This window comes from Emcibacter sp., assembly GCF_963675455.1.
In the GTDB taxonomy this organism is placed as follows: domain Bacteria; phylum Pseudomonadota; class Alphaproteobacteria; order Sphingomonadales; family Emcibacteraceae; genus Emcibacter.
The window spans coordinates 1,101,056-1,124,898 of record NZ_OY776217.1 but is presented as its reverse complement, the minus strand read 5'-3'; the positions used below and the strand labels follow the sequence as shown (position 1 = coordinate 1,124,898).

Here is a 23,843-nt window from a genome sequence, read left to right as displayed (position 1 = left end):
TTATCCCTCTCCGAAGCTGTATTTTGCCTGTTTTTTGTCAATCCGGCGCTGCAGGAAGCCGATCACGGCGTTGCGCATGCCGGAGGTGAAGCGGTCCCATCCGTTGGGATTATAGACCAGTTCCGCCCGATAGAAGGACGGGCAAAGCACCGCCGCGTGGGTCACTTCGCCGCAGACGCCGCAACCGACACAATCATTATTGACCCAGGCGACCGGGTCCTCCCTCAGGGGGTCCGGATTGTCGCGAATGGTCAGCGACGGACAGCCGGACAGCCGGATACAGGCATGGTCGCCGGTGCAGGTGTCAGGGTCGACCCCGAAGCGCGGACGCACGACCCGCTTGCCGTCCCTGATCATCCTGTTGCGTTCCGGTTTTTCCCGGCGCTGCCGGTTGAGCATACATTCGCTCTCGGCAATGATCACCTTGGGCCCCTTTTCGCCGGTGGTCATGGCTTCCCTGAGGACATTGACCATTTCACCGATGCGGTAGGTTTCCACCGTCCGCTGCCATTTGATGCCAAGCCCGGCAATGGCCTTGCTGATGGGATTGTTGGTGCTTTTGCTTTTGTTCAGCGCCCGGGAAGACAGGATATCCTGACCGCCGGTGGCTGCACTATACCCGTTGTCGACAATCACCAGCACATTGTCATTCTTGTTAAATACCGCGTTGCCGACGCCGCTGGTCAGGCCGTTATGCCAGAACCCGCCGTCGCCCATGATGGAGATGGTGCGTTTGCTGGATTCCGTATTGAAGGCCGAGGCCCCGGACCAGCCAAGACCGTAGCCCATGGTGGTATTGCCGATGTTAAAAGGCGGCAAAATCGAAAACAGGTGACAACCGATATCGCAGCTCACATGAATATTGCCCAGTTCCCGCTGCACCAGCTTCATCGCCGTAAACACCGGCCGTTCCGGACAGCCGGTACAGAAACCCACGGGCCGCGCCGGCACCGTCTCCGCCAGTGAGGCGTGATCCTCTTTGGTCAGGGCCACCGGCAGGGCCGGGCTTGTTGACACCACCTCGGGGCTGTTCTTTTCATAGAATTTACGCACACCTTCCAGGATCACCTGTCCGGTATATTCCCCGGCCAGCGGCAACACATCCTTGCCGTGAACCTTGGTCTGGATATCCTTGCGCCTGAGAATAGTATTGATGTTCTGCTCCAGATATTCGGGCTGGCCTTCTTCCACCACCAGCACGGCCTTTTTATCCACACAGAAGCCGGCCACTTCGTCATCGATCAGCGGATAGGTCACATTCATGCAATAGATAGGGATGTCGGTCTGGCCGTAATGATCGGCAAGGCCCAGCAACACCAGCGCCCGCATCAGGGTATTATACATGCCGCCCTGGACGATGATGCCGCAGTCGCCGGAATGCCCGCCGAGAAATTCATTGAGCTTGTTCTTTTTGATAAAGTCCACGGCAGCGGGCCAGCGATGGTTGATCTTTTCATGCTCATGAACAAAGTTGGACGGCGGCAGCACGACCCGGCCGTAATCCCGCACCGGATTCTCCATGGCTTCGCGCAGGGTATATTCCGGCCGCCTGTTTTCCTTGGCAGTGAAGCTGCCGTGCACATGACAGGCCCGGATACGCAGCTCCAGCATCACCGGCGTGTTGGAGGCTTCCGACAGCTCAAATCCCTTTTCCACCATGTCCACAATCGAGGTCAGGTTGGGACGGGGATCCAGCAACCAGATCTGCGACTTCATGGCAAAGGCGTGGGATCGTTCCTGCATGATCGAGGAACCTTCGCCATAATCTTCACCGATGATAATCAGGGTGCCGCCCATGACCCCGCTGGAGGAGACACTGGCCAGGGCGTCGGACGCCACGTTGGTGCCGACAGTGGATTTCCAGGTTACCGCCCCGCGCAGGGGATAATTGACCGACGCCGCCAGCATGGCCGCCGCGGCGGCCTCGGAAGCACTGGCCTCGAAATGAATATCAAGTTCGGAAAGAATTTCTTCCGCATCGGACAGAACATCCATCAGATGGGAAATAGGCGCCCCCTGATAACCGCCCACATAGGCCACACCCGACTGCAGCAGGGCCTTGGTGACCGCCAGAATGCCTTCACCGCGGAATTCCTCCCCGGCTGCGACCTTGAGGTCCTGAACTTCTTTTGCAAATGATCTTTCAGCCATATTCCACCCGTCTTCTGAAATTTACGGGTCGCCCCCTGAAAAAACAGGGGACGACTCTCATATCAAAAGCCTAGAATATATTAATTGAAAAATCAATTGATTTTAATATTAATATCCAGCCGGGTCTTACGCAAAAGCCTGCAGGCCGGTGATGGCACGTCCGAGGATCAGGGCGTGCACATCATGGGTGCCTTCATAGGTATTGACCGCTTCCAGGTTCATCACGTGGCGGATAACATGAAATTCATCGGCAATACCGTTGCCGCCATGCATATCCCGGGCAACCCGGGCGATATCCAGGGCCTTGCCGCAGTTGTTGCGCTTGATCAGGGAAATAGCCGGCACCCCAAGGGTTCCGGCATCCATCATACGGCCGGCCTGCAGGGCAGCGTGAAGGCCAAGGGCAATCTCGGTCTGCATGTCGGCCAGTTTTTTCTGCACCAGCTGGGTTGCCGCCAGCGGCCGGTTAAACTGAACCCGGTCGAGGGTATACTGACGGGCCGCATGCCAGCAGAATTCCGCCGCACCCATGGCCCCCCAGGCAATCCCGTAGCGGGCCTTGTTCAGGCAGCTGAACGGACCTTTCAAGCCTTTGACTTCGGGAAATTTATTTTCCTCCGGCACAAAGACTTCGTCCATGACGATCTCGCCGGTGATGGAGGCGCGCAGGGAGAATTTGCCCTCGATTTTGGGGGCAGACAGGCCCTTCATGCCTTTTTCCAGCACAAAGCCGCGGATGTCACCTTCGTCATCCTTGGCCCAGACCACAAACACATCGGCGATGGGGGAGTTGGTAATCCACATTTTCGCACCGCTCAGGGAATAGCCGCCGTCGACTTTCCGGGCCCGGGTTTTCATGCCGGCCGGATCGGATCCGGCGTTGGGCTCGGTCAGGCCGAAACAGCCGACATATTCACCGGTCGCCAGTTTGGGCAGATACTTCTGCTTCTGTTCCTCGGTGCCGAACTCATGGATCGGATGCATGACCAGAGAGCTTTGCACAGACATGGCGGAACGATAGCCGCTGTCGACCCGCTCCACTTCGCGGGCCACCAGGCCATAGGTCACATAGTTGGTGCCGGCACAGCCGTAACCGTCAATGGTACAGCCCAGCAGGCCAAGCTCACCGAGCTCATTCATGATTTCCCGATGGAAAATCTCGTGCCGGTTGGCTTCCAGCACCCGCGGCAGGAGCTTGTCCTGGCAATAGGCCCGGGCGCTGTCCATGATCATGCGTTCCTCTTCGGTCAGCGCGTCTTCCAATCCCAACGGATCTTCCCAGTTAAATGAAGGTAGTGATGACATTTTATGTTCTCGCTTTAGTCAGGTAATACTGCGGTTGTTTCAATTTCAATTTTAGCTGCATCTTCGATCAGGGCGACAACCTGCACACAGGCCATGCAGGGAAAGACCTTGCCCAGCACCTCGCGCCAGACGGCGCCGATGTCCGCAAGGTTGTCGGTATATTCTTTCTTGTCCGTGATATACCATGTCATACGTACAATATGCTCGGGCGTTGCACCGGCTTCCGCAAGGACGGCTTTGGTGCTGATCAGGGCCTGCCGCAACTGGCCGACCAGGTCAGTATGCTCAAACTCTTCCCGCTCGTTCCAGCCGATTATACCGGCGGTAAAAACCATCCTGCCCGTCGCCATGATACCATTGGCATATCCCTTTGGCCGGGGCCAGCCTTCCGGCTGCAAAACTTCTCTCATATTCTGTACTTTCTTACTTTTTATTATCCTGCAAATGCTGTCTGGCGATCACGATTTTCTGAACCTCGGATGCGCCTTCGTAAATCCTGAGAGCCCGGATTTCCCGATAGAGCTCTTCCACCTTTACGCCTTTAGTCACGCCAAGGCCACCAAAAAGCTGCACCGCCTTGTCAATCACAAGCTGGGCCTGATCGGTGGCATAAAGCTTGGCCATGGCCGCCTCGCGGGTGACCCGGGTTTTCTTGACATCCTTGACCCAGGCTGAGCGGTAGACCAACAGCGCCGAAGCATCCACATCCAGCGCCATTTCCGCCAGCCTTTCCTGGGCAATGGGCAGGTCGGACAGGGTGGCGCCAAACATTTTGCGGCTAATGGCCCGTTCGGTGGCGTCGTCCAGGGCCCGGCGGGCAAAGCCAAGCGCCGCCGCGCCGACGGTGGTGCGGAAAATATCCAGGGTGCCGAGCGCGATCTTCATGCCTTCGTCATCACTGCCGATCTGCCGATCTTCAGAAACCTTACAATTGTCAAAAGCAAGAGTGCCAAGCGGATGTGGCGCGATCACATCAATGCGGTCGGCAATGCTGAAGCCCTCGCAGTCCTTGTCAACAACAACGGCACTCATCTTTTTGCCGTCCCTGCCGTTGCGGGCGAACAGAGTATAGAAATCCGCAATGCCGCCGTTTGAAATCCAGGTCTTTGACCCATTGACCACAAAACCGTCGCCGTCCCGCTCCACATAAGTCTGCATGGCCGCCACGTCGGATCCCGCATCTGTTTCAGACAGGGCGAAGGCGGCGATCTTCTTTCCCGAGGCCACATCGGGCAGATAGGCCTTCTTGAGCTCGTCCGAGCCGAAAGTGCTGATGGCGCCGGAGCCCAGCCCCTGCATGGCAAAGGCAAAGTCAGCAAGTCCGGAATGCCGGGCCAGGGTTTCCCGGATCAGCGCCAGCGAACGTACATCCAAATTCTCATGCACGCCACCGTAAGCCGCCGGCACCGCATAGCGCAGCCAGCCGGCCTCACCCATCACCCGCACCAGCGTGCGGCAAGTGTCATCCACATTCCCGTGGGCCCCTTCCGCATCGACAATGGCCGGCAGATTGGCATAGGCCCAGGCATCCAGGTCCGCGGCCAGTTGGCGGTGATGATCCTCGAAAAACGGCCAGTCGAGATAACTTTGGTCGGACATTGTCAATTCCCTTCGAAAACCGGTTTTTCCTTGGCCACAAAAGCATGATAGGCGCGGGCGAAATCCTCGGTCTGCATGCAGATGGCCTGGGCCTGGGCTTCGGCTTCGATGGCCGTATCGAGGCTCATATCCCATTCCATATTCAACTGATTCTTGGTGATGCCATTGGCGAAAGTGGGACCGCTGGCCAGCCGGCGCGCCATCTTCATGGCTTCTTCCTCGATCTCGTCAGCCGGGATGACCCGGTTGAAATACCCCCAGCGCTCGCCTTCCTCGGCGCCCAGCGCCCGGCCGGTAAACAGAAGCTCACTGGCCCGGCCCTGGCCGATGATGCGCGGCAATATGGCACAGGCGCCCATGTCGCAGCCGGCCAGTCCGACCCGGTTAAACAGGAAAGCAGTCTGCGCCTCCGGCGTGGCATAACGGAAATCGGAAGCCATGGCGATGATGGCACCCGCCCCGGCGCTGATGCCGTTTACTGCCGCGATGATCGGCTGCGGACAGCCGCGCATGGCCTTGACCAGATCGCCGGTCATGCGGGTGAATTTCAAAAGCCCGATCATGTCCATCTTGATCAGCGGGCCGATAATGTCATGCACGTTACCGCCCGAACAGAAATTGCCGTCGGTGCTGCCGAACACAATGGCCTTGACTTCATCAATATAAACCAGCTCGCGGAAGAAATCCCGGAGCTCCGCATAGGACTCAAAAGTCAGCGGGTTTTTCTGGGACGGCACATTCAGCGCCACCCGGCCGACGCCATCCTCAAACTGCCAGAGGAAATGTTCGGGTTTATATGTTTTGGGGTCAAGGCTCATGCCACATCCTTTTCGTTGTTTGACATTAGCGGCGGCAACTGACCGAGCAGTCCCTGCAGCACGGAAAGATCGTCTTCCGAAAATTCCCTGAAAGTCTCATTGATCCATTTGCGGTGCTTGTCCGCCATTTCCTCGAACAACCCCTTGCCTTCATCGGACAGGGAATAAATCACCACCCGGGCATCACTGGCATCATTGCGCTTGAGGACAAGCCCTTCCTGTATCAGCTTGCCGATCACCTGGGTTGTATTGCCTTCGCTGACAAAAAGCTGGCGCGACAATTCACCGGCCCTGAGACCGTTCCGGCCACCCCGTTCCAGGGCTGACAAAATGTCAAACCGTGAAATGGATATACCGAATTGCGTCCGCAGCTTCGAATCGATATCCTTCTTTATAGTGTTGGACGCCCGCAACAGGGCAAGCCAGGTGCGCAGGGTTTTCATATTCCTTTCCTGTTCATTCATACCCGGAGTATCCCATCGTTTGCTGGTGTGTCAAAAGGAAAAGGCCACTTGATAATGATCCAGCCATCCCGTACAATATGTCATATATTTTAGTATTAAAATAAAATTTGTCAAATCCAATTATTGGCTATATTATTATAGTTGTACAAAATGGTACGAGGGAAAACCATTTTAGTTTATAAATAAAGTAAATCGGCATTTGACCTGTCTCCAGACCGGAAAAATGTCAAAACCCGCCTTCAACGGGGGGAGACACACAAACCAGGATGGGAATGAAATATGACTGAAACCAATGTGAATGATCTGCTTGTCAATGCGCTGGCCTCCGGCTCGCTTGAAGTCATCGACCTGACGGAAACCCTGCGGGCCGACTATCCGACCATTCAGCTGCCGGAAGAATTCGGACAGGCCTGGGGCTTCAAAAAGGAAGTGATTTCCCGCTATGATGAAAACGGGCCGGCCTGGTACTGGCACAATCTTTCCTTCAGCGAACATACCGGCACCCATTTCGACGCCCCTGTTCACTGGGTCACCGGCAAGGACCTGCCCAACAACTCCGTTGACACCATGCCGCTTACGGATTTCATCGCCCCGGTCAATGTGATTGACTGTTCAAAGGAAGTGGCCGCTGATCCGGGTTTCATCCTGACCAAAGACTTCCTGCTCAAGTGGGAGGAAAAGAACGGCAAGATCGAACCCGGCACCTGGGTGTTCCTGCGTTCCGACTGGCGCAAGGTGGCCCCGGCCGGCAACTATACCAACATGCAGGCAGACGGCGCCCATTCCCCGGGTCCGGATACCGAAGCAACATTGTTCATGGTGAACGAACGAGACGTGCTTGGCTTCGGCACCGAATGTGTCGGCACCGACGCCGGCCAGGCCTTTGCCTTTGAGCCCCAGTATCCCTGTCACCATTATATGCACGGCGCCGGCAAATACGGCCTGCAGTGCATGACCAACCTGGACCTGCTGCCGGCCAAAGGCGCGGTGATCATCGCCTGCCCGCTGAAAGTGGAGGACGGTTCCGGCAGCCCGCTGCGCGTTATCGCCCTGGCGCCGAAGAAATAAACAGATTAATACCCCGATCCACCAACAGAAAAACGCCTGGAAGTTCCGGGCGTTTTTTTAGGTTGTCTGTTTGATGACCGGTTACTGTTGAAGACTTCGGTAAAGGTCAATGCCTTCCTGGGCATAGCGGTTGGACACATCAATATTCCCGGACAATTCATTCAGGTTCTGGTTGACGTCCGCCACGGCCGTTGCCGCCGTCTGCATGTTGGAGGAAATATCACGGGTGGCCGCGCCCTGTTCCTCAATGGCGTCAGCAATACCATTCACATTATCCTGCAGACCACCGATTGATGAACTGATGGAACCCAGGCGAGTTACCACATCACTGGAAACATTCTGCATGCGATTGATTTCGCCGGAAATCTGACCAATGGCATCAGTCACCTGCGTAGCCAGGTTTTTCACTTCACCGGCGACAACGGCGAAGCCCTTTCCGGCTTCACCGGCACGGGCGGATTCGATCGTGGCGTTCAGCGCCAGCAGGTTAATCTGCGAGGCGATATCCTCGATCAGGACCACGATCCGGTTCATGGCTTCCGCCGCATCGCTCAGTTCCATGGTCGATGAATTGATGGATTCCGTTTCGGTGAAGGTCTGATCCGCCGCCTTGCGGGCATGGGTCACACTTTCGGTGATTTCATGAATGGATGCATTCAGTTCCTCGGCCGCAGCTGCCACCACCTGAAGCATTGAATCGGTCTGGGTAGAGGCACTGGCGGCCGAACCGGCCTTCACATTGGCCTCACCGACTGTCCTGAGGATCTTGTCGAGATTCTCATCTACCAATGCTCCTACACGCTCCCGTTCCTGCCGGGCTTTGATCATATTGGTAATATCCGTGGCAAATTTCACAACCTTGAAGGGGCGCCCTTCCGGATCAAGGATCGGGTTATAGGTGGCCTGAAGCCAGATTTCCCTGCTGCCCTTGCCGACACGCTTATATTCCCCGGCCTGGAAAGTGCCATGGGCCAGGTCTTCCCAGAATTTTTTGTAGGCATCGCTGGACTTGACTTCTGCCTCCACAAACATGCTGTGGTGCTTGCCCTTGATTTCACCAAGACCATAACCGACTGCCGCCAGGAAATTTTCATTGGCGGTCAGAATGGTTCCCTCCAGGTCAAACTCAATAACCGCCTGGGCCTTGTTCAGGGCATCGATCTTGCCCTCATGGTCAGCGGTGCGCAGTTTTTGGTCAGTAATATCACTGGCAAATTTGACCACCTTATAGGGAACACCCTCATCATCCACGATCGGATTATAGGTTGCCTGCAGCCAGATTTCCCTGCCGCCCTTGCCAATGCGTTTATATTCAGCACTCTTGTGTTTTCCGGCCCGCAGTTCTTCCCAGAATGTCTGGTAGTCCCGACTGTTGCGGTAGTTTTCCTCGACAAACAGGCCGTGTTTTTTTCCCCGGATTTCCTCCAGGCTGTAGCCAATCGTCTTCAGAAAATTCTCGTTGGCGGTGATGATTGTCCCGTCCAGCTCAAATTCAATAATCGCCTGGGCGCGGTCCAAGGCCTTCAGTTTGCCGTCCGCATCAATATTGTTGTTCTGGAATTCGGTAATTTCAGTGGCGAACTTCACCACCTTAACGACCTTGCCTGCAGAATTCTTTATCGGGACATAGCTTGCCCGCAGCCAGATCTCATGGCCACCCTGGCCGATACGTTTGAAAATTGCTGACTGATGTTTGCCCTGCCTGAGGTTTTCCCAGAATTTCTTATAGTCACCGCTTTCCCTGTAGGCGGGCAAAACAAACATACTGTGATGCTGCCCTTTGATTTCGGAAAGATCATAACCAACTGCATCGAGAAAGAGCTGGTTGGCATCCAGAATTTTCCCCTCAGGAGTAAATTCGATTATGGCCTGGGAATTTGCCAGCGCCTTTAGCGTATCCCCAGCCTGACCGACACCCTTTGCATAGCCCATATTATTTTTTAGTTTACCAAACACCACACTACTCCTACTAATTACTATAAAAAAGCTAGTGAATTCATGCTAACTTAGAATGGTTTTATATAATATATTAGTAAATACAGCGTTAACTAATTATACATGATTATAGTGTGCTTTAAAGGGCGCTAAGAACAATGAAAACTGCCACCAGAATCCCGGCCAGCAAGGTGATAAAGCTGTATCTTCCGGGCTGGGCTTCCACCCGCGGCAAAAGGTGGCTGGCCCCCACATAGATCAGGGCGCCGGCGGAAAGCGCCAGGCAGTTACCCAGCACGATATCGTCGATGCGGCTGATCAGGGGATAGGAAACAAGCATCCCCAGCGGCGTTGTAATCGCGGCGGCCAAAAAGGCCCAGACAAAGGCGCGACGCGCCCCTATGCCGCTTTTGCGCAACAGAACATAGGTCACAATCCCTTCGGGAAACTCATGCAGGATCATACCGACTGCCGCCAGGGTCCCGGTAAAGATACTAACCGTAAAGGTTACGCTATAGACCATGCCGTCGATAAAGGAATGCAGCCCGATGCCCAGCAGGGGCACCAGGCCGATGCCATAGCGGGCCCTTTCCGGACTGTCACAGACATAGGCCGTAATGAAACGATTGCAGGCATAGAGAATCAAATAGCCGACAAGCAGGAAAACCGGGGCCTGGCTTGTCATGCCGATGGCGCGGGGAACGATGTGCAGAAACGACACTGAAATCAGCACGCCGGCCGCGAAACTGGCGAAATAGATACTGTTCCGGTTTGCCCAGTCTTCGAACCGCCGGATCACCAGCAGGCCGGTCGTTGTCACACAGGCCGCCAGCATTCCCGCTATAAACGGGGGCCAGAAGGCTGCCCCAATCATCCGGCCAGCGGAATTTCATGAAGATGGACATCATGGGCGGAATGTTTGCCCAGTATTTCGCGGGCCTTGTCACCCAAATCAGGAGAGCGCAGATTAACCCACAACAGAAACCCGCCGTGGTCAATATGCTCCTGAATTTCGTCCGCATAGTTCTTGGCCACCAAGCCGGCCAGGATCGTCCCGATAGCGGCACCCACCGCGCCGGCGGCGGCGGCGGCCAGGATCGCCGCCAGAACAGTGCCGCCGGAAGCAACGGTGATTGCAGTTGCCGAGGTCGCGGCAATATAAAGCGGTGTGCCCATCAGTGCGCCTTCCGCATCGCCGATATTTTCCAGCGGCACAAAAATTGTGCGCGGCGCTTCCGGATCATCCTCAGCCTCTTCAACACGCGTGTAGATGTGACCCAGTTTTTCCTCAATGGCTTTATCCCCGGCCAGCACACTCAGTTCCTGTCGCATAAAGCCATGCTCCTGGAGATCATCCACTGCCGCCTGCAGGCTTCTCACATCATCAAATACACCAACTGCTTCAAGAATGGTTTTTACATGTTTTTCAGACCCGGTCATCCTGCATTCCTTTCGGTTAGAGAGGTTATTTCTGGCTTCGTTCGGCTTGTTCCTTCAAATGAGACAATGTCTCAATCACTTCTTCGAGTTTGCCGGCCGTTTCATAGAGTTTCTGCGGGTCAGGTTCACCGGCGGGGGCGGTTGTGGGACTTTCGTCTTCCATATCCATATATTCCCTCCCCACAAGCTCGATCCAGTCCCTCATTTGATCCACAAGGCCGGGACCCTTGCCTTCCAGCAGCTTTTCCGCCCTGGCACTGCCCGCATAGGCGCTTTCCGCCCAGGCAAGAAGTTTCAGCAGGTCATCCCTGATCTCGGCCTGTTCAAGCTGGTTTTTATTTTCGGACAGAATCACATGAAGCTCTGAAAGGAGTTCATTCAGATTTTTCTTCAACTCGGGAATATTCTGGTCAGTCGCCATGCAGGCAAGTCCCCCTTGTCTGTCATTTTACAGGAATTACATCCCCGTAAATTTAACAGATACACGGTGTACTTGTCTATCGGCATCTGGGGAATATCCCGTTTATCTGGCGAGCCCCGACGGTTTCTTCCTCAGAAACTGACCTTTACGCCACCAACGGCCGTCCGTGGCTTGCCGGGGCGCAAGCCGATAGGGCGGCGGGCCACGGAATAGACTTCGTCAAGCAGGTTATGCAGACTGGCAAACAGCTCCACATTCCTGACAAGCTGATAATGAGCGGAAAGGTCTACAACCACCCGGCCATCGATTTTCTCATCTGCCGGGATGTCACCACTGCCGGCCCGGGCACGGGACTCGGAAACGTAATTCACCTGGGCCGTGGCGCTGAAACGCTCATGAGCCACACCGACACTGAGAGTGAGTTGATGTTCGGACAAATAAGGGAAATCATCACCGTCCGCCACATCGCCCCAGAACTCGCTGTCAAAGCTGGAGGAAAATTCCGCATCGGTATAGGTATAGTTGAACTGAAGTGGAACGGTCCAGCCGTCTCCTGCATCGATATCGTATCCCCCCACAAGTTCGAGGCCCAGGATCCGGGCGTTACCGCCATTAAACTGATCACCTATTTCACCAGCCTCACAGCCGACAGAGGCCGTACAGGTGCCGAGTATATTGTCATAATCGGAATAGAATGCCATGGATTCCATATAGAAACTGCCGGTTTTATAGACAAACCCGAGTTCTATATTCAGGCTTGTTTCCTCAATGGCGTCGGCGCTCCCGGCGCCCGGCGGATTGAAACCCTTATAGAGGCCGCCGGTCAGCGTGAGACCATCATTCACCCTGTAACTGATCCCGATACCCGGAATGAAGGCATCCACCCTGGTTTCGTCCCGGTCTGTCCGGGCTCCGGTGCGATCTGCATCACCCGCCGCCCAGTCGGAACGATTCAGGCGGATACGTTCAAAACGCACCCCCGGCACAATGGTCCAGTTACCGGCCGAAATGGTATCCTGGGCAAAAAAGGCCCAGGCATTGGCGCTGACCAGGCGATTGCCGGCTGAACCGATTTCATCCTCGGAGGCATAAACAAGCTGGCCATCTATCATGGTAAAGCTTTCATGATATTGCAGCCGGTCTTCGAAATCCTCATGATAGCGGACAGAAAATTCCAGATCATGATCAGCTGTACCGGTCTCGAACGGAATGGCAACAAGGGACTGGATGCCCTTGGCTTCATAGCTGCGGGCGTTGTGACGGATTCGAATAGCACCCTCGGCGCTGTCGGCTTCCCCTTTGAGCCAGGCCAGTTCCGTGACACATTCCACCGGATTCGCCAGCACGTAACTGCCGCTGCCGCACGAGGACACCGTTGCATTGCGAATATCCTGGAATTTGAACCAGTCACGTTCGAATTCATTGTAATAGGCCACTGTAACCACCTGCACACCGCCAAAATCAGCTGTGTGGGTGACCTGAAACTGCTGGTGGTCTGTATCGATATTATCCAGCGCGCTGGCCGCATATCGTTGATAGGGATCAGCGGCAAAGTCCGCATCGGTCAGGCCCAGATAGGTCTCGTTGGAATCACCGTCCGTCTTGGAAACTTTAAATTCCAGGGACTGGGGAACTGACGCCTCCTCGTCGGAACTGATACGCAGTTTGCCCATAAAATCCGTGACCTCAAAGCCGGTATCGGCGCCGTTTGGCAAATGCTTGAAACCGTCATTCTCGGAATGAAAAAACTCGGCAACCCCGGATACATGGTCACCGGACCCACCTATAGCGCCATGCAGGGTATAAAGGCCATCCTCACCGATACGGCCGTCGGCGAAGCCCGAGAACTCCTCCGGGATCGACCGGCTGACCAGATTAATCGCCCCGCCCACGGTACGCGGGCCGAATTTAACCGCTGCAGAACCCTTGCGTACCTCGATCGCTTCCATCCGGGCTGTTGTCGGGAAATAATAGGCCGAAGGCGCCGCATAGGGAGCCGGCGCGATTAACACACCATCTTCCATCAGGGTAATTTTGGCGGAACGTTCCACCCCGGACCCGCGCAAACCAATATTGGGCCGGAGACCATAGCCGTCTTCCTCCTGAATGTTGACCCCCGGCACCAGGCGCAGGGTGCGGAGGATATCTTCATATTTGAAAACTTCCAGGTCTTCCTTGCCGAGACGCAGGGCCGAGCCGGGAATCTTCTCCCGCCCCGAGCTCTTGCCGATCACCTGAATCCTTTCCATACCATCAATTGTATCGAACGTGGCTTCCGCTGCAGACACATTGCCGGTCAGGGTGATGCCGACAGCCATCGATGCAACACCCGAATACAAAACAGATTTCATGGAAAACGCCCTCCAGTAACTCAGAATTATTATTAATTACAAGGGAGATCACTAGCACCGCAAATATGCAAATGCAAGTAGTTATTATAAGCATATATGAGAATTCGAGTTCAGTTAAATCAGGCGTTCGCACCGGCAGGATCCCGGAATCCTGCACAGGCCACAGGACAAGTGGCTCAATAATCACTCTACAAAAGGAATAGGCAGGAGGCGCGCCTGCCAGACCTGTCAGAAATCAATATATTATATTCATGAGCAACGGCCGACCTTACGCCGTATGGATCACACAACCCAGCCCAGCTCCTGCGCCCGCTTATGGGCAAGGGCCGGAATATCTGTGGCAATCATGTTCCGGTGCAGGATCTGAACGCCCAGCATATGGTTGATCATGGCGTCCAGCTGAACCTTGCGGGCCCGGGGCGTATGATCATCCTGGGCTTCGCCGATCAGTCCCTGGACCCCTGAAGTATCAAGTACGCCTGCGTCCAATATTGCTTTCTCGCTCAGGAAATCAGCCGCCAGTTCCATCATTGCTGACCATTTTTCCCTGTTGATGGTCGCGGGCGGCGCCATGAAAGCGAATTTCTCGCGCTCATAGAGGGTCTTCGGCAGCAGACCTTTCATGGCTTCTTTCAGCACATATTTTTCCCGCGGTCCCTTGATCCTGTGCAGCGGCGGAATACGTGTTGCTGCTTCAGCCAGGTGATGGTCAAGGAAGGCGGGGCGCGCCTCCATGCTGTTGGCCATGTCCACCCGGTCGCCGCCCCAGGTCAGGATCTGCCCCTCAAGCATGGTCTTGGACCAGACATACTGCGCCCGGTCCAGCGGGTGACGGCCGTCCAGCATATTGCGGTCGAGCCGTTCAGCAATGGCCTGTCCCGGATGATAGTCGGCAAGCTCCGCCCGACGGTCCCCATTCAATATGGTCCGCGCTGTCTCTTCACAACTCAGCCAGGGCTGCAGGCAGCTCGGTGTAAAACCGACACGGTCGGTCAGATAAACATCATCATGCTGTTCAGCGGCCAGCATGGCGCCCTTGAACAGGGCGTTGCTTTCCCCCAGCATGGCTTCCCATTTCTGCCGCTCTGAAATATCAAGGTCTTCCAGCCCGTGCAGGAACAGGTCCTGCCGGAACGAAGGATAACCGGCAAACAGCTCGTCGGATCCTTCTCCGGTGACCACAACCTTGTAGCCCACATCGCGGACATGCCGGCTCATCAGGAATTTGGCCACCGCCAGGGTATTATAAATGGTGCGTTCCGTATGCCAGATGGTTTTTTCGAAATGGCCGTATAGGTGACTGCCGTCGAGCCGCAGAATATCCTGATCGGCACCGGTGGCCTGCGCCATCTCCTGGGCGATCGGCGTCTCGTCATAATCCGCATCGGTAAAGCCGATAGTGAAGGCCTTGACCGGTTCCTGGCGCATGGCGGCAGACAGGCCAAGGATCGAACAGCTGTCCACCCCGCCGGACAAATAGCAGCCGACCGGCACGTCCGCCTCAAGACGCAGCCGCACGGCCTCTGTCAGGCCCTCGCGAACGATCTCGATGCTGTCCTCTTCTGTTTTCGGTTCCAGGTGATACCCGGCTTCGGGAAACTCAAAATCCCAATAGGGTCGATCTTCGATCTGGTATCCGGGTCCCTGCCGGCGGAAGGTCACCACATGACCGGGCTTGACCTGGTGAATGGCGTCATAGGCGGTTGTTCCCGGCACCATGACCTGCATCAGCTGGTGCAGGACACCTTCGTTGTTAAAACTGCGCGGGACATCCGGATGGGCCATGACCACCTTGACTTCGGAGCCAAAAACAACGCCGTCATCACTGGCATGATAATAGAGTGGTTTTACCCCGAAACGATCCCGCACCAGGTGCAGGGCGTCTTCCTTCTCATCATAAAGGGCAAAGGCGAACTCGCCGCGCAGACGGCGGAGCGTTTCTTCAAGTCCGAAGCGGGGATAAAGATGCAGGATAATCTCACTGTCGCTTTTGGTCGCGAAACGGGCGCCCCGGCTGGTCAGGTCAGTCCTGATCCTCTGATAATCATAAAACTCGCCGTTGTGGGCCAGAAGCAGGCTGTCATCCGCAGCGCGGAAAGGCTGGCGCGCCCGGTTCTCATCAAGATCAATAATAGACAGACGGGCATGGGAAAATCCGACGCCCTTCCCCTCCATCACCTCCACCCCGAAACCGTCCGGTCCGCGGTGATACTGAATGGCCGCCATATTAGCCAGGATCTGGGGATTAACAGGGCGTTCCTTGTCGAGATAAAATACTCCGGCGATGCCGCACATGATATTGTCTGCTCTCTAGCTATGAAGTTGAATCAAAGGGTTATGTATCGGATACGGAACGGCCTCAAAGAACGTCCATCACCATTTCAGTCCGCTGCACCATGCAGGTCAGCAACGCCATGCGCATGAACACCGCTCCCCGGGCCTGGGCGAAGTACCAGTTATGGGGCGTATCATCCAGCGATGTGCAAAGCTCGTCCCCCCGGGCCAGCGGATGGAGGATTATTGCCGTAGATTTAAGCGGTGACTTGCTGTTTAGTTTGAGTTCGCTGCCCATAACCTCGAAATCATCCTTCACCCAGGCGATCGCGTTGATATAGACCACGTCCAGACCGGGCAGTTCCTTGTCAAGATTGGTACTTTCCCTAAGCTTCAGGCCGTCTTCTTCCAGGGCCTCCTTCTGGCCCCTGCTGTAAAGTTCCCTGTCCTGTCCGTCGTGGATTACCACCACTTCCTTGAGCATGCCCGGGAAACGCGACAGTAGCTTGAGAAGACTGCGCACCGTGCGCATGCGGCAGGGCACGCCGATAATGCCGATCCGGATACGTTCGCGGGCCTTTTCCGCCAGCAGGTTGGGGCGCCATTTAAGTATGGTGTATAGGTCCGCCATCGCCTGGGTCGGATGCTCATCAGTGCCGTTGCCGGCATTGATGATCGGGATGCGCAGGCTCTGCATCATCTGCATGACAGAATCCTCATTGCTGTCCCTGAGCACCACACAGTCGCCGTAATTGTTGAACATCTCGGCCACATCGGACAGGCTTTCGCCCTTGGCGATCCCCGTGGTTGTGCGGTCGGTAATGGACATGATATCGCCGCCGAGACGGTGCCAGGCGCTTTCGAAGCTGAGCCGGGTCCGGGTTGATGGCTCATAGAAAGCGCTGATCAGAAGCTTGCCGGACAGGGGCTTGATCGGGGTGAGAAAGCGGTCCGGATTGGCTTCATATTTGGCCGCCAGCCGGAACAGCTGCAACAGCTGGTCACGTTCAAACTGGGCTGCCGAGGCCACATGCCGGTTGGCAAGTGCTTGCAGATGCTCATGCTCCTCGGTAATCGCCCTGAGAAGATCCCGGGGATGGGCGTCACCGTAGATATCCGGACGTTCCCGCTCGAAGGAAGCCGCCCCTTCCGTGATGGCCTTTTCCGCACCTACCATAAGGACTTCTCCCGAATGTCACGCAGCACCAGATAGACAAGGACAACCGGGGCCACACAGGTGAGTGCCAGGGCCGGCACCACAAGAGCCTCCAGTCCGAGGACGGAAATCATTTTATCTCTCCATTTTTGATTTCACCGTTTTCGCCAAGCCGGGCCCAGTCAAATGAGGTTCGGCAAGCGAAAGCAAACAGCATAATGACCATCGAAACCGCTGCGGAAACAAGCGCCGCGACATAAAATCCGATGGCGAAGTAGGCATATAGACCACTGGCAGTTCCGGCCAGCATGGCAAGAGTCGCCAGCCGACCGCCGCCACGGCGATAGAGCAGACCGATAGCGATCGGCCATATTGTACTGGCCACGAAAGCTCCGGTAAAATGCAGAAGCGAACCCAGGGTGGCCAGTCGCGGCAAACTCAGCGCCCAGGTGAACAGGCCAAGGCCCAGGATAATCCAGACCGCTGCCTTGCGCAGTTCTGCATCTCCGGCAGCCTTGCGGAAATGTCCCTTGTAAATGTCCTTCACGATCAGGTCGCTGGTCGCCGCCAGAACACTGTCGAGACTGGACGCCAGGGCGGCAAAAACCACGACAAACACCAGAATCGCCCCCGTCAGGCCGAACAGCTTTCCGGCCACCAGCGGCGCCACCATATCCGGGGACGGCACATTAATGCCGAGCGCCGGGGCCGCCAGGGCGATAAAGCCGGCGACGATGGGGATCGGCAACCAGAACAGGCCGGCCAGAAGATAAGCCCTGAAGCCGACACCCGGCGCAAAGGCAAAGGCCCGTGACCACCAGACATTTGAATGGAAAATCTCGCCGACGCCGAAAAACAGATTATTAAACAGGAACATGATGGAGGCGGGCAACAAAAGGTTCAGAAGCTCGGGGCGTTCTTCCTGAAGACGGCTGTGAATGGCTTCAAAGCCAACCTCATTGATCACCAGAACCGCCAGCAGGATGATCCCCACCAGGATCAGCAGAGTCTGCACAAAGTCGGTGCCGATCACCGCCCGGAGGCCGCCGAATACCGTATACAGGGTACAAATCAGAACAATCACCGTCATGCCATAGACATAGGGAATCCCTGCCAGGGCGTTGATCAGAAGTCCGCCGGCCATGCCCAGACTGATCAGCCAGCCGAAACTGTAGAACAGGGAGATCAGCAGGAAAACCCGCCAGGTCGTCCTGCCGTATCGCAGGCGGATAAAGTCCCCACTGGTATAACCCTGTGGCATCATGTTGCGGATCCGCCTGGCCAGGGGAGCAAAAAGAAGTAGACCCACTGCGCCAAGGGAATAACCGGCCATACCCCAGACACCAAGTTGATAGGCAAGTTGTGGTGCGGTCATGGTTGTATTGCTGGTCACCCAGGTCGCCATGGCCGTCGCCACGGCAAACCCCATGCCGACCTTGCGCCCGGCAAGCATATAATCTTCAAGGCTGTCATTTTTACGTCCCAGCCACCAGCCGAGCCAGATCCAGAGCAGGGAAAAAGCTCCTATAATGAACCAGGCAAGGCCCGCCGGCATTACAGCATCCGCATTCATCATAAAAATTCACTCCGTCCGCCCGGCCTTGTGGAGGCCTCCGCCTCCCTGCTGTTGCCGACAGCCAGAAGGGTGACAAGAACGACAAAGATCACGGCTCCACCCCAGAAGAAGGCGAGCGCCTGGTCAAGAGGATGATGCCTGACCGTAATTGCCAGAATATCATTTTCGGCGAGCGCATTGCCTTCAGATTTCAGCCGCAACAGATAGGTTCCGTTGGCAAGGCCGCTCAGAGTGGTGGCCCGGTCGGGACCGGCATAGATGCTGCGCCAGCCAGCCTCTGATTTTAATTCGAGCTGAAAATATGTTCCCGATGCCGCCGGCCAGGCCACGGTAACATACCCTGCGGACAAACCGTCATCGGCGATCCGGAGAGGGCCGGCCAGTACTGGAGACAAGGATGCCAGGAAGAGGACTGCTATGGTTATAACACGAATTACCATAAAGATTCATTGCGTCGCCTGAAACGACCAGTTTCTCCTGAATTACTCGGCTTTACGGGCAAATTAACGAACACAGGTTCGCTTCCAAAGACCATATCATACGGATTTATATTTTGTATTCAAATATTTTGTTCTGAAACTTCATATGTCATAATCGGGGAAAGATCCCCCAACACTCAACACAGGATTTTCCGGCCGATGCCCAATGTTTCTGTTGAACGAATTGAAAAAGACCTGCTCACCCTGTCAAAGTTCGGCTTCAATGAACAGGATCGCGGCGTTTACCGGCAGGGCTTCAGCGATGCGGATATGGAAGCCCGCCGCTGGCTTATGGACCTCTTCAAAGACCTGGAAATGGAGCCCCGGATGGACGGGGCCGGTAACGTGATCGGCCGCTTCGGCTCTGCGGACAAACCCTGTGTCATGGTCGGTTCCCATCTTGATTCCGTCCCGGCCGGCGGCATCTTCGACGGCACCCTGGGCGTCATTGCCGGCGTTGAGTGCATCCGCACGATCCGGGAAAGCAATATCCATCTGGACTATCCCGTCGAAATTGTCGCCACCAGCGAAGAGGAAGGCCGCTTCGGCGGCATGCTCGGGGCCCAGGCCCTGTCCGGAAAGGTAACCCTGGCCTGGCTTGAAAATGCCAAGGATGCCGGCGGCGAACTGCTCAAGGACGCCATGGCGCGGCACGGGTTTGACTATCACGACGTTCTCCACGCCCGGCGTGACCCGGACATGGTCAGGGCTTTTCTGGAGCTTCATGTGGAACAGGGGCCGGTCCTTGAAGCCACCCACAAATCCATCGGCATCGTCGAAGGAATCTCGGGTGTGTTCAAATGGTTCGTGCGCCTGATCGGCAAAGCCGACCATGCAGGCACCGCTCCCATGGATATGCGCAGCGACGCTTTCCTGGGCCTGGCCGACTTCACCCACGAAATCCAGCGTATCATTGACGAGGAAGGCACCGACCGGTCCCGGATCACCATCGGTTTTGTCGAACTGAAACCGGGTTTTCCCCATACAGTGCCCGGAGAGGTGGACTTCACCATTGTCGGCCGCGATCTTGATGCTGACGTCATGAAAGCACTGGCCAACGCCTGCCGCCGGGTTCTGTCCTCCATTGCCCGCAAGAACGGCCTGATGTTCGAATATGAACAAATGAGCTGGCTGGAACCAAAATACTGCAGCAGCAAGGTGGTTGACGTCATAAAGAACCGCGCTGAAGGTCGGGGCTACAGTCATATGCTGATGCCGTCAGGCGCCGGACATGACGCCCAGTTCATGACGGAAATCACCGAGACAGGCCTTATTTTTGTGCCGAGCGTCAACGGTGTCAGCCACGCCCCGGATGAATGGACCCACTGGATTGATGTGGAACGCGGGGCCAACCTGCTGCTCGATACCCTTGTCGATCTGGCAACCGACTAACAGATTGCATGTAAAAGTTTTTGCCGCTAGATTTGTCGCCTTAACTCAAGGGCGACAAAGAGCTTCATGACAGATTATGACGACATTCTGGTTTCCATCCGGCGCATCATCCGGGCCATTGACCTGCAGTCGAAACAGTTGGTCAAAACAACCGGCCTGACCGCTCCGCAGCTTGTGGTCATGCAGACATTGCGCAAGGAAGGAAAATTGTCGCCAAGCAATATCGCCCGGAATGTCGCCCTCAGCCAGGCCACCATTACCTCGATCCTTGACCGGCTCGAAAAGGCCGGCCTCGTCCGGCGCACCCGAAGCGAGGAAGACCGTCGTATTGTCGATGTCTGCCTGACCGAGGAAGGCCGCAAGCGCCTGGAGGAAGCCCCGGAACTGCTGCAGTCCGGCTTTTTGCGCCAGTACCGTAAACTGGAAAGCTGGGAACGCCAGATGTTGGTCAGTTCCCTGCAGCGTGTTGCCGCAATGATGGATGCCGAAGAGCTGGACGCCTCCCCGATCCTCGAAGTCGGCGAACTTTCCGATAAACAATAGGCCCCGGCGAACGGTTTACCGTCAGTCCGGCATGTCCAGCGGCAGGGTCACCAGTCGCAGCGAGGCGTCCGTTGGATCCTGATGAACATAGAACCCGAGTTCCCGGCACATTTTCAGCATGGTCTGGTTTTCGACAGCCACCTGCCCCCAAAGCTCCCTGATCTTTTCAGCCTCTGCATATTTAATCAACTGTTGCATCAGCGCCCAGCCGAGCCCATGTCCCTTGACATCGCTGCGGGTAATAACGGCATATTCCGCCCGCACATTGTCCGGATCGGCAGACAGGCGGGAAATCCCAAGCATTTCATTTGAGTCCGGATCGATAGCGATAAAGGCCATGGCGCGGGCATAATCGATCTGGGTCAGACGGGCGATGAATTCATGCTCGAGCCGGCGCATGGGCACAAAAAGCCGCATCCGGATGTCCTCGGGATCTGTTTTCTCCATAAAGACATCATAAAAGCGCTCGTCTTCCGGCCTTATGGGCCGGATCAGGACAGTCCTGCCTTCCGGCAGGGTTTCCATCCGCTCCCATTCCGACGGATAGGGCCGTATGGCAAAACGGGGATTAAGTTTACCGGTAGGACAGGCCGTTCCGTCGGCCACAATCCGGGCATCCAGGGCAATCACTCCCTTTTCATCCGCCAGCAGCGGATTGATATCCAGCTCGGTGATTTCCGGTAGTTCGGCAATCATCTGTGATATGCGCACCAGGGTCAGGGCGATGGCTGACAAATCTGCGGGTGGCCGGTCCCGATAGCCCCGCAACAATTTGAAAACCCTTGTTTCCTCCATCAGGTCGCGGGCAAGCTTCAGGTCAAGCGGCGGCAGGGCCATGGCCGTGTCCCGGATCACCTCCACGGCCGTCCCGCCGGCGCCAAACATAATCACCGGACCGAAGGTCACGTCCTCGCTCACCCCGATAATCAGCTCATGGGCCCCCGGACGACGGATCATGGGCTGAACGGTAAATCCTTCTATCGCCGCCGCCGGCATCGCCTGGCTGATCCGGTCGAGCATCTCCTTCGCCGCATCCCGGACGGCCTGCGGACTGGAAAGCCCCAGCACCACCCCGCCAAGGTCTGATTTGTGGGAAATATCGCCGGACAGGATCTTCAGAGCCACATCTTTCACGTCCGGTCCGATAATCCTGCCGGCCGTAGTCCCGGCCTCTTCCGGAGAGGTTACAATCACCGTCTCGACCGTCGGTATGCCGTAAGCTTTCAGAACCTGCTTGGCCTCCGGTTCGGTAAGTAAAGTTCGCCCGGCAGCGCGTGCCTCGTCGATCACCCGGCGCGCCGCCTGCGGATCGGCATGAAATCCCTCCGGCAGGCTGGGCGGTGTCTGCATCAGGGCTTTCTGGTCTTTGGCGTGGCGGGTCAGATAGCTGAACCCCCGCACCGCATCTTCAGGCGTCGTAAATGTGGAATATCCCGCATCCGCAAACAGGGCCCTTGCCTCATGGGCGGCGCCGTCCCCGAGCCAGGACGTCAGGATGGCCTTGGGATGGGCATATTTCCGGTTGTTCCGGTCAATGCTTCTGAGGGTAGCCTCGGCCGCCTCCGCGCTCGACGCCAGGGCGGTTGGGCAGTTGATGACCATGACCGCGTCCACCCCCGGGTCATCAAGCACGATCTCCATGGCATCCTCATACCGCTGCGGTCCGGCATCGCCGATGATATCGACAGGATTTCCTTTCGACCAGGTCTCCGGCAGGACCTCGCCAAGCCGGGAATTCGTCTCTTCCGACAGGGCCGCCAAAGTGCCGCCAAAGTCTATCAGCCGGTCAACGGCCAGAACACCGGCGCCACCGCCATTGGTAATAATCGCCAGCCGGTCCCCGTGCACTGCCTTGAGGTGGCTGAGAATTTCCGCAGCGTCAAACAGATCTTCCAGATCAATCACCCGTAAAACCCCGGCCCGGCGAAAGGCCGCATTATAGACTGCATCGGAACCGGCCAGGGCGCCGGTATGGGAATGGGCGGCCTTGGCGGCTTCGGCGTGACGTCCGGATTTGATGACAATCACCGGCTTGACCCGGGCCGCCGAACGGGCGGCGGACATAAATTTCCGGGCATCGGTGACCTGTTCCAGATACATCAGGATGGCCCGGGTCCGGCTATCGGCGGCCAGATAATCCAGCATGTCGCCAAGGTCCACATCGGCCATATCCCCCATGGACACCATGGTGGAAAAGCCCTTTCCCGCATCCTTTGACCAGTCCAGAATGGCACTGATGATGGCGCCGGACTGGGACAGAAGGGCGAGCCCCCCTTTCAACGGCATGGTGTGGGCAAAACTGGCGTTCAGGCCGATGCCCGGCACCATCAGGCCAAAGCAGTTCGGCCCGACAATCCTCAGCCCGTAAGGTTTGGCGGCATCCAGCATGTCCTGTGTCAGCCCCTGCTCGCGGAATCCGGCGGTGATTACAACTGCCGCCCTGGTGCCCTTTTTGCCAAGGTCCGAGATGATCTTCGGCACAAATTGAGGCGGTGTCGCAATGACAGCCAGATCCGGCACACCCGGCAGGCTGTCCGCATCCGGGTAACAGCGGATACCGGCAATTTCGTCGTGGCCGGGATTCACCAGCCAGATCGGGCCCTGAAAATTTCCCTGCAGGTTGTCCCTGACGGTTTTGCCGATGGAGCCGTCCCTGTCACTGGCGCCAAAAAGCGCCACTGAGCCGGGGGAGAATAGTTTTTCCAGATTGCGTATTGTCATGAGTCGGGATTGCTCCACAATTATTGCCGCGCACAATTATGATCAAGTATACACGAAAAGACGGTTTGTTCTTAACGTATAAAAAAAGTTTCACAATTGACCGGCATCAATTCGCCTGAAACATAAACAGGCCATAGCGCCTTAAAATAC

Annotated in this window: 19 protein-coding genes; 3 read left to right on the top strand and 16 right to left on the bottom strand. The window is 56.2% G+C overall.

Features of this window, described 5'->3' with window-relative positions:
• The 6 genes from ACORNT_RS04995 to ACORNT_RS04970 all read right to left on the bottom strand — a co-directional run bounded on the left by ACORNT_RS04995 (position 1) and on the right by ACORNT_RS04970 (position 6,337).
• Positions 1 to 2,151, bottom strand: a complete 2,151-nt coding sequence (locus ACORNT_RS04995) for an indolepyruvate ferredoxin oxidoreductase subunit alpha (protein ID WP_321396189.1) — start codon at positions 2,149 to 2,151, stop codon at positions 1 to 3.
• A gap of 126 nt (positions 2,152 to 2,277) precedes the next feature.
• Positions 2,278 to 3,456, bottom strand: coding sequence for an acyl-CoA dehydrogenase (locus tag ACORNT_RS04990; protein ID WP_321396186.1), 1,179 nt, complete (start codon positions 3,454 to 3,456; stop codon positions 2,278 to 2,280).
• Positions 3,457 to 3,470: 14 nt separating this feature from the next.
• Positions 3,471 to 3,866: a RidA family protein gene (locus tag ACORNT_RS04985; RefSeq protein ID WP_321396183.1), complete on the bottom strand. Its 396-nt coding sequence runs from the start codon at positions 3,864 to 3,866 to the stop codon at positions 3,471 to 3,473.
• Positions 3,867 to 3,879: 13 nt separating this feature from the next.
• Positions 3,880 to 5,055, bottom strand: coding sequence for an acyl-CoA dehydrogenase family protein (locus ACORNT_RS04980; RefSeq protein ID WP_321396179.1), 1,176 nt, complete (start codon positions 5,053 to 5,055; stop codon positions 3,880 to 3,882).
• A gap of 2 nt (positions 5,056 to 5,057) precedes the next feature.
• Positions 5,058 to 5,873 carry an enoyl-CoA hydratase family protein gene (locus ACORNT_RS04975; RefSeq protein ID WP_321396176.1) on the bottom strand — a complete coding sequence of 272 codons (816 nt, stop codon included), beginning with the start codon at positions 5,871 to 5,873 and terminating at the stop codon, positions 5,058 to 5,060.
• The gene (locus tag ACORNT_RS04970; RefSeq protein ID WP_321396173.1) at positions 5,870 to 6,337 is read right to left on the bottom strand and encodes a MarR family winged helix-turn-helix transcriptional regulator; all 468 of its coding nucleotides are present in this window, start codon (positions 6,335 to 6,337) and stop codon (positions 5,870 to 5,872) included. The genes ACORNT_RS04975 and ACORNT_RS04970 overlap by 4 nt, the downstream gene beginning before the upstream one ends.
• Positions 6,338 to 6,616: 279 nt before the next feature.
• Here ACORNT_RS04970 and ACORNT_RS04965 point away from each other — a divergent pair, with 279 nt between their 5' ends.
• The gene (locus ACORNT_RS04965; RefSeq protein WP_321396172.1) at positions 6,617 to 7,405 is read left to right on the top strand and encodes a cyclase family protein; all 789 of its coding nucleotides are present in this window, start codon (positions 6,617 to 6,619) and stop codon (positions 7,403 to 7,405) included.
• 81 nt (positions 7,406 to 7,486) lie between these two features.
• On the opposite strand, the gene ACORNT_RS04960 is transcribed toward ACORNT_RS04965, so the two are convergent.
• The 9 genes from ACORNT_RS04960 to ACORNT_RS04920 all read right to left on the bottom strand — a co-directional run bounded on the left by ACORNT_RS04960 (position 7,487) and on the right by ACORNT_RS04920 (position 18,953).
• On the bottom strand, positions 7,487 to 9,361 hold the full coding sequence (locus tag ACORNT_RS04960; protein ID WP_321396169.1) for a PAS domain-containing methyl-accepting chemotaxis protein: 1,875 nt from the start codon (positions 9,359 to 9,361) through the stop codon (positions 7,487 to 7,489).
• A 118-nt stretch (positions 9,362 to 9,479) separates the two neighbouring features.
• Entirely contained in the window at positions 9,480 to 10,160 is a 681-nt protein-coding gene (locus ACORNT_RS04955) for a ZIP family metal transporter (protein WP_321396166.1), read from the bottom strand.
• 50 nt (positions 10,161 to 10,210) lie between these two features.
• Complete coding sequence (locus ACORNT_RS04950) at positions 10,211 to 10,780, bottom strand: hypothetical protein (protein WP_321396163.1); 570 nt, start codon at positions 10,778 to 10,780, stop codon at positions 10,211 to 10,213.
• 25 nt (positions 10,781 to 10,805) lie between these two features.
• Positions 10,806 to 11,201: a hypothetical protein gene (locus tag ACORNT_RS04945; protein WP_321396160.1), complete on the bottom strand. Its 396-nt coding sequence runs from the start codon at positions 11,199 to 11,201 to the stop codon at positions 10,806 to 10,808.
• A 131-nt stretch (positions 11,202 to 11,332) separates the two neighbouring features.
• On the bottom strand, positions 11,333 to 13,552 hold the full coding sequence (locus ACORNT_RS04940; RefSeq protein WP_321396158.1) for a TonB-dependent receptor family protein: 2,220 nt from the start codon (positions 13,550 to 13,552) through the stop codon (positions 11,333 to 11,335).
• 282 nt (positions 13,553 to 13,834) lie between these two features.
• Positions 13,835 to 15,847: an asparagine synthase (glutamine-hydrolyzing) gene (gene asnB / locus ACORNT_RS04935; RefSeq protein ID WP_321396155.1), complete on the bottom strand. Its 2,013-nt coding sequence runs from the start codon at positions 15,845 to 15,847 to the stop codon at positions 13,835 to 13,837.
• A 64-nt stretch (positions 15,848 to 15,911) separates the two neighbouring features.
• A complete protein-coding gene (locus ACORNT_RS04930) occupies positions 15,912 to 17,003 on the bottom strand; it encodes a hypothetical protein (RefSeq protein WP_321396152.1) in 1,092 nt (363 codons plus the stop codon).
• Positions 17,004 to 17,112: 109 nt separating this feature from the next.
• Positions 17,113 to 18,558: a sodium:solute symporter family protein gene (locus ACORNT_RS04925; RefSeq protein WP_321396149.1), complete on the bottom strand. Its 1,446-nt coding sequence runs from the start codon at positions 18,556 to 18,558 to the stop codon at positions 17,113 to 17,115.
• Entirely contained in the window at positions 18,555 to 18,953 is a 399-nt protein-coding gene (locus ACORNT_RS04920) for a hypothetical protein (RefSeq protein ID WP_321396146.1), read from the bottom strand. The genes ACORNT_RS04925 and ACORNT_RS04920 overlap by 4 nt, the downstream gene beginning before the upstream one ends.
• Positions 18,954 to 19,196: 243 nt before the next feature.
• On the opposite strand from ACORNT_RS04920, the gene ACORNT_RS04915 reads away from it, so the two are divergent.
• Together ACORNT_RS04915 and ACORNT_RS04910 are read left to right on the top strand one after the other, a co-directional pair.
• Positions 19,197 to 20,429: a Zn-dependent hydrolase gene (locus ACORNT_RS04915; RefSeq protein WP_321396143.1), complete on the top strand. Its 1,233-nt coding sequence runs from the start codon at positions 19,197 to 19,199 to the stop codon at positions 20,427 to 20,429.
• Between the two features lie 66 nt (positions 20,430 to 20,495).
• A complete protein-coding gene (locus ACORNT_RS04910) occupies positions 20,496 to 20,972 on the top strand; it encodes a MarR family transcriptional regulator (RefSeq protein ID WP_321396140.1) in 477 nt (158 codons plus the stop codon).
• Positions 20,973 to 20,993: 21 nt separating this feature from the next.
• Here ACORNT_RS04910 and ACORNT_RS04905 read toward each other — a convergent pair whose 3' ends face one another.
• Complete coding sequence (locus ACORNT_RS04905) at positions 20,994 to 23,693, bottom strand: bifunctional acetate--CoA ligase family protein/GNAT family N-acetyltransferase (RefSeq protein WP_321396137.1); 2,700 nt, start codon at positions 23,691 to 23,693, stop codon at positions 20,994 to 20,996.
• Positions 23,694 to 23,843 lie beyond the last annotated feature (150 nt).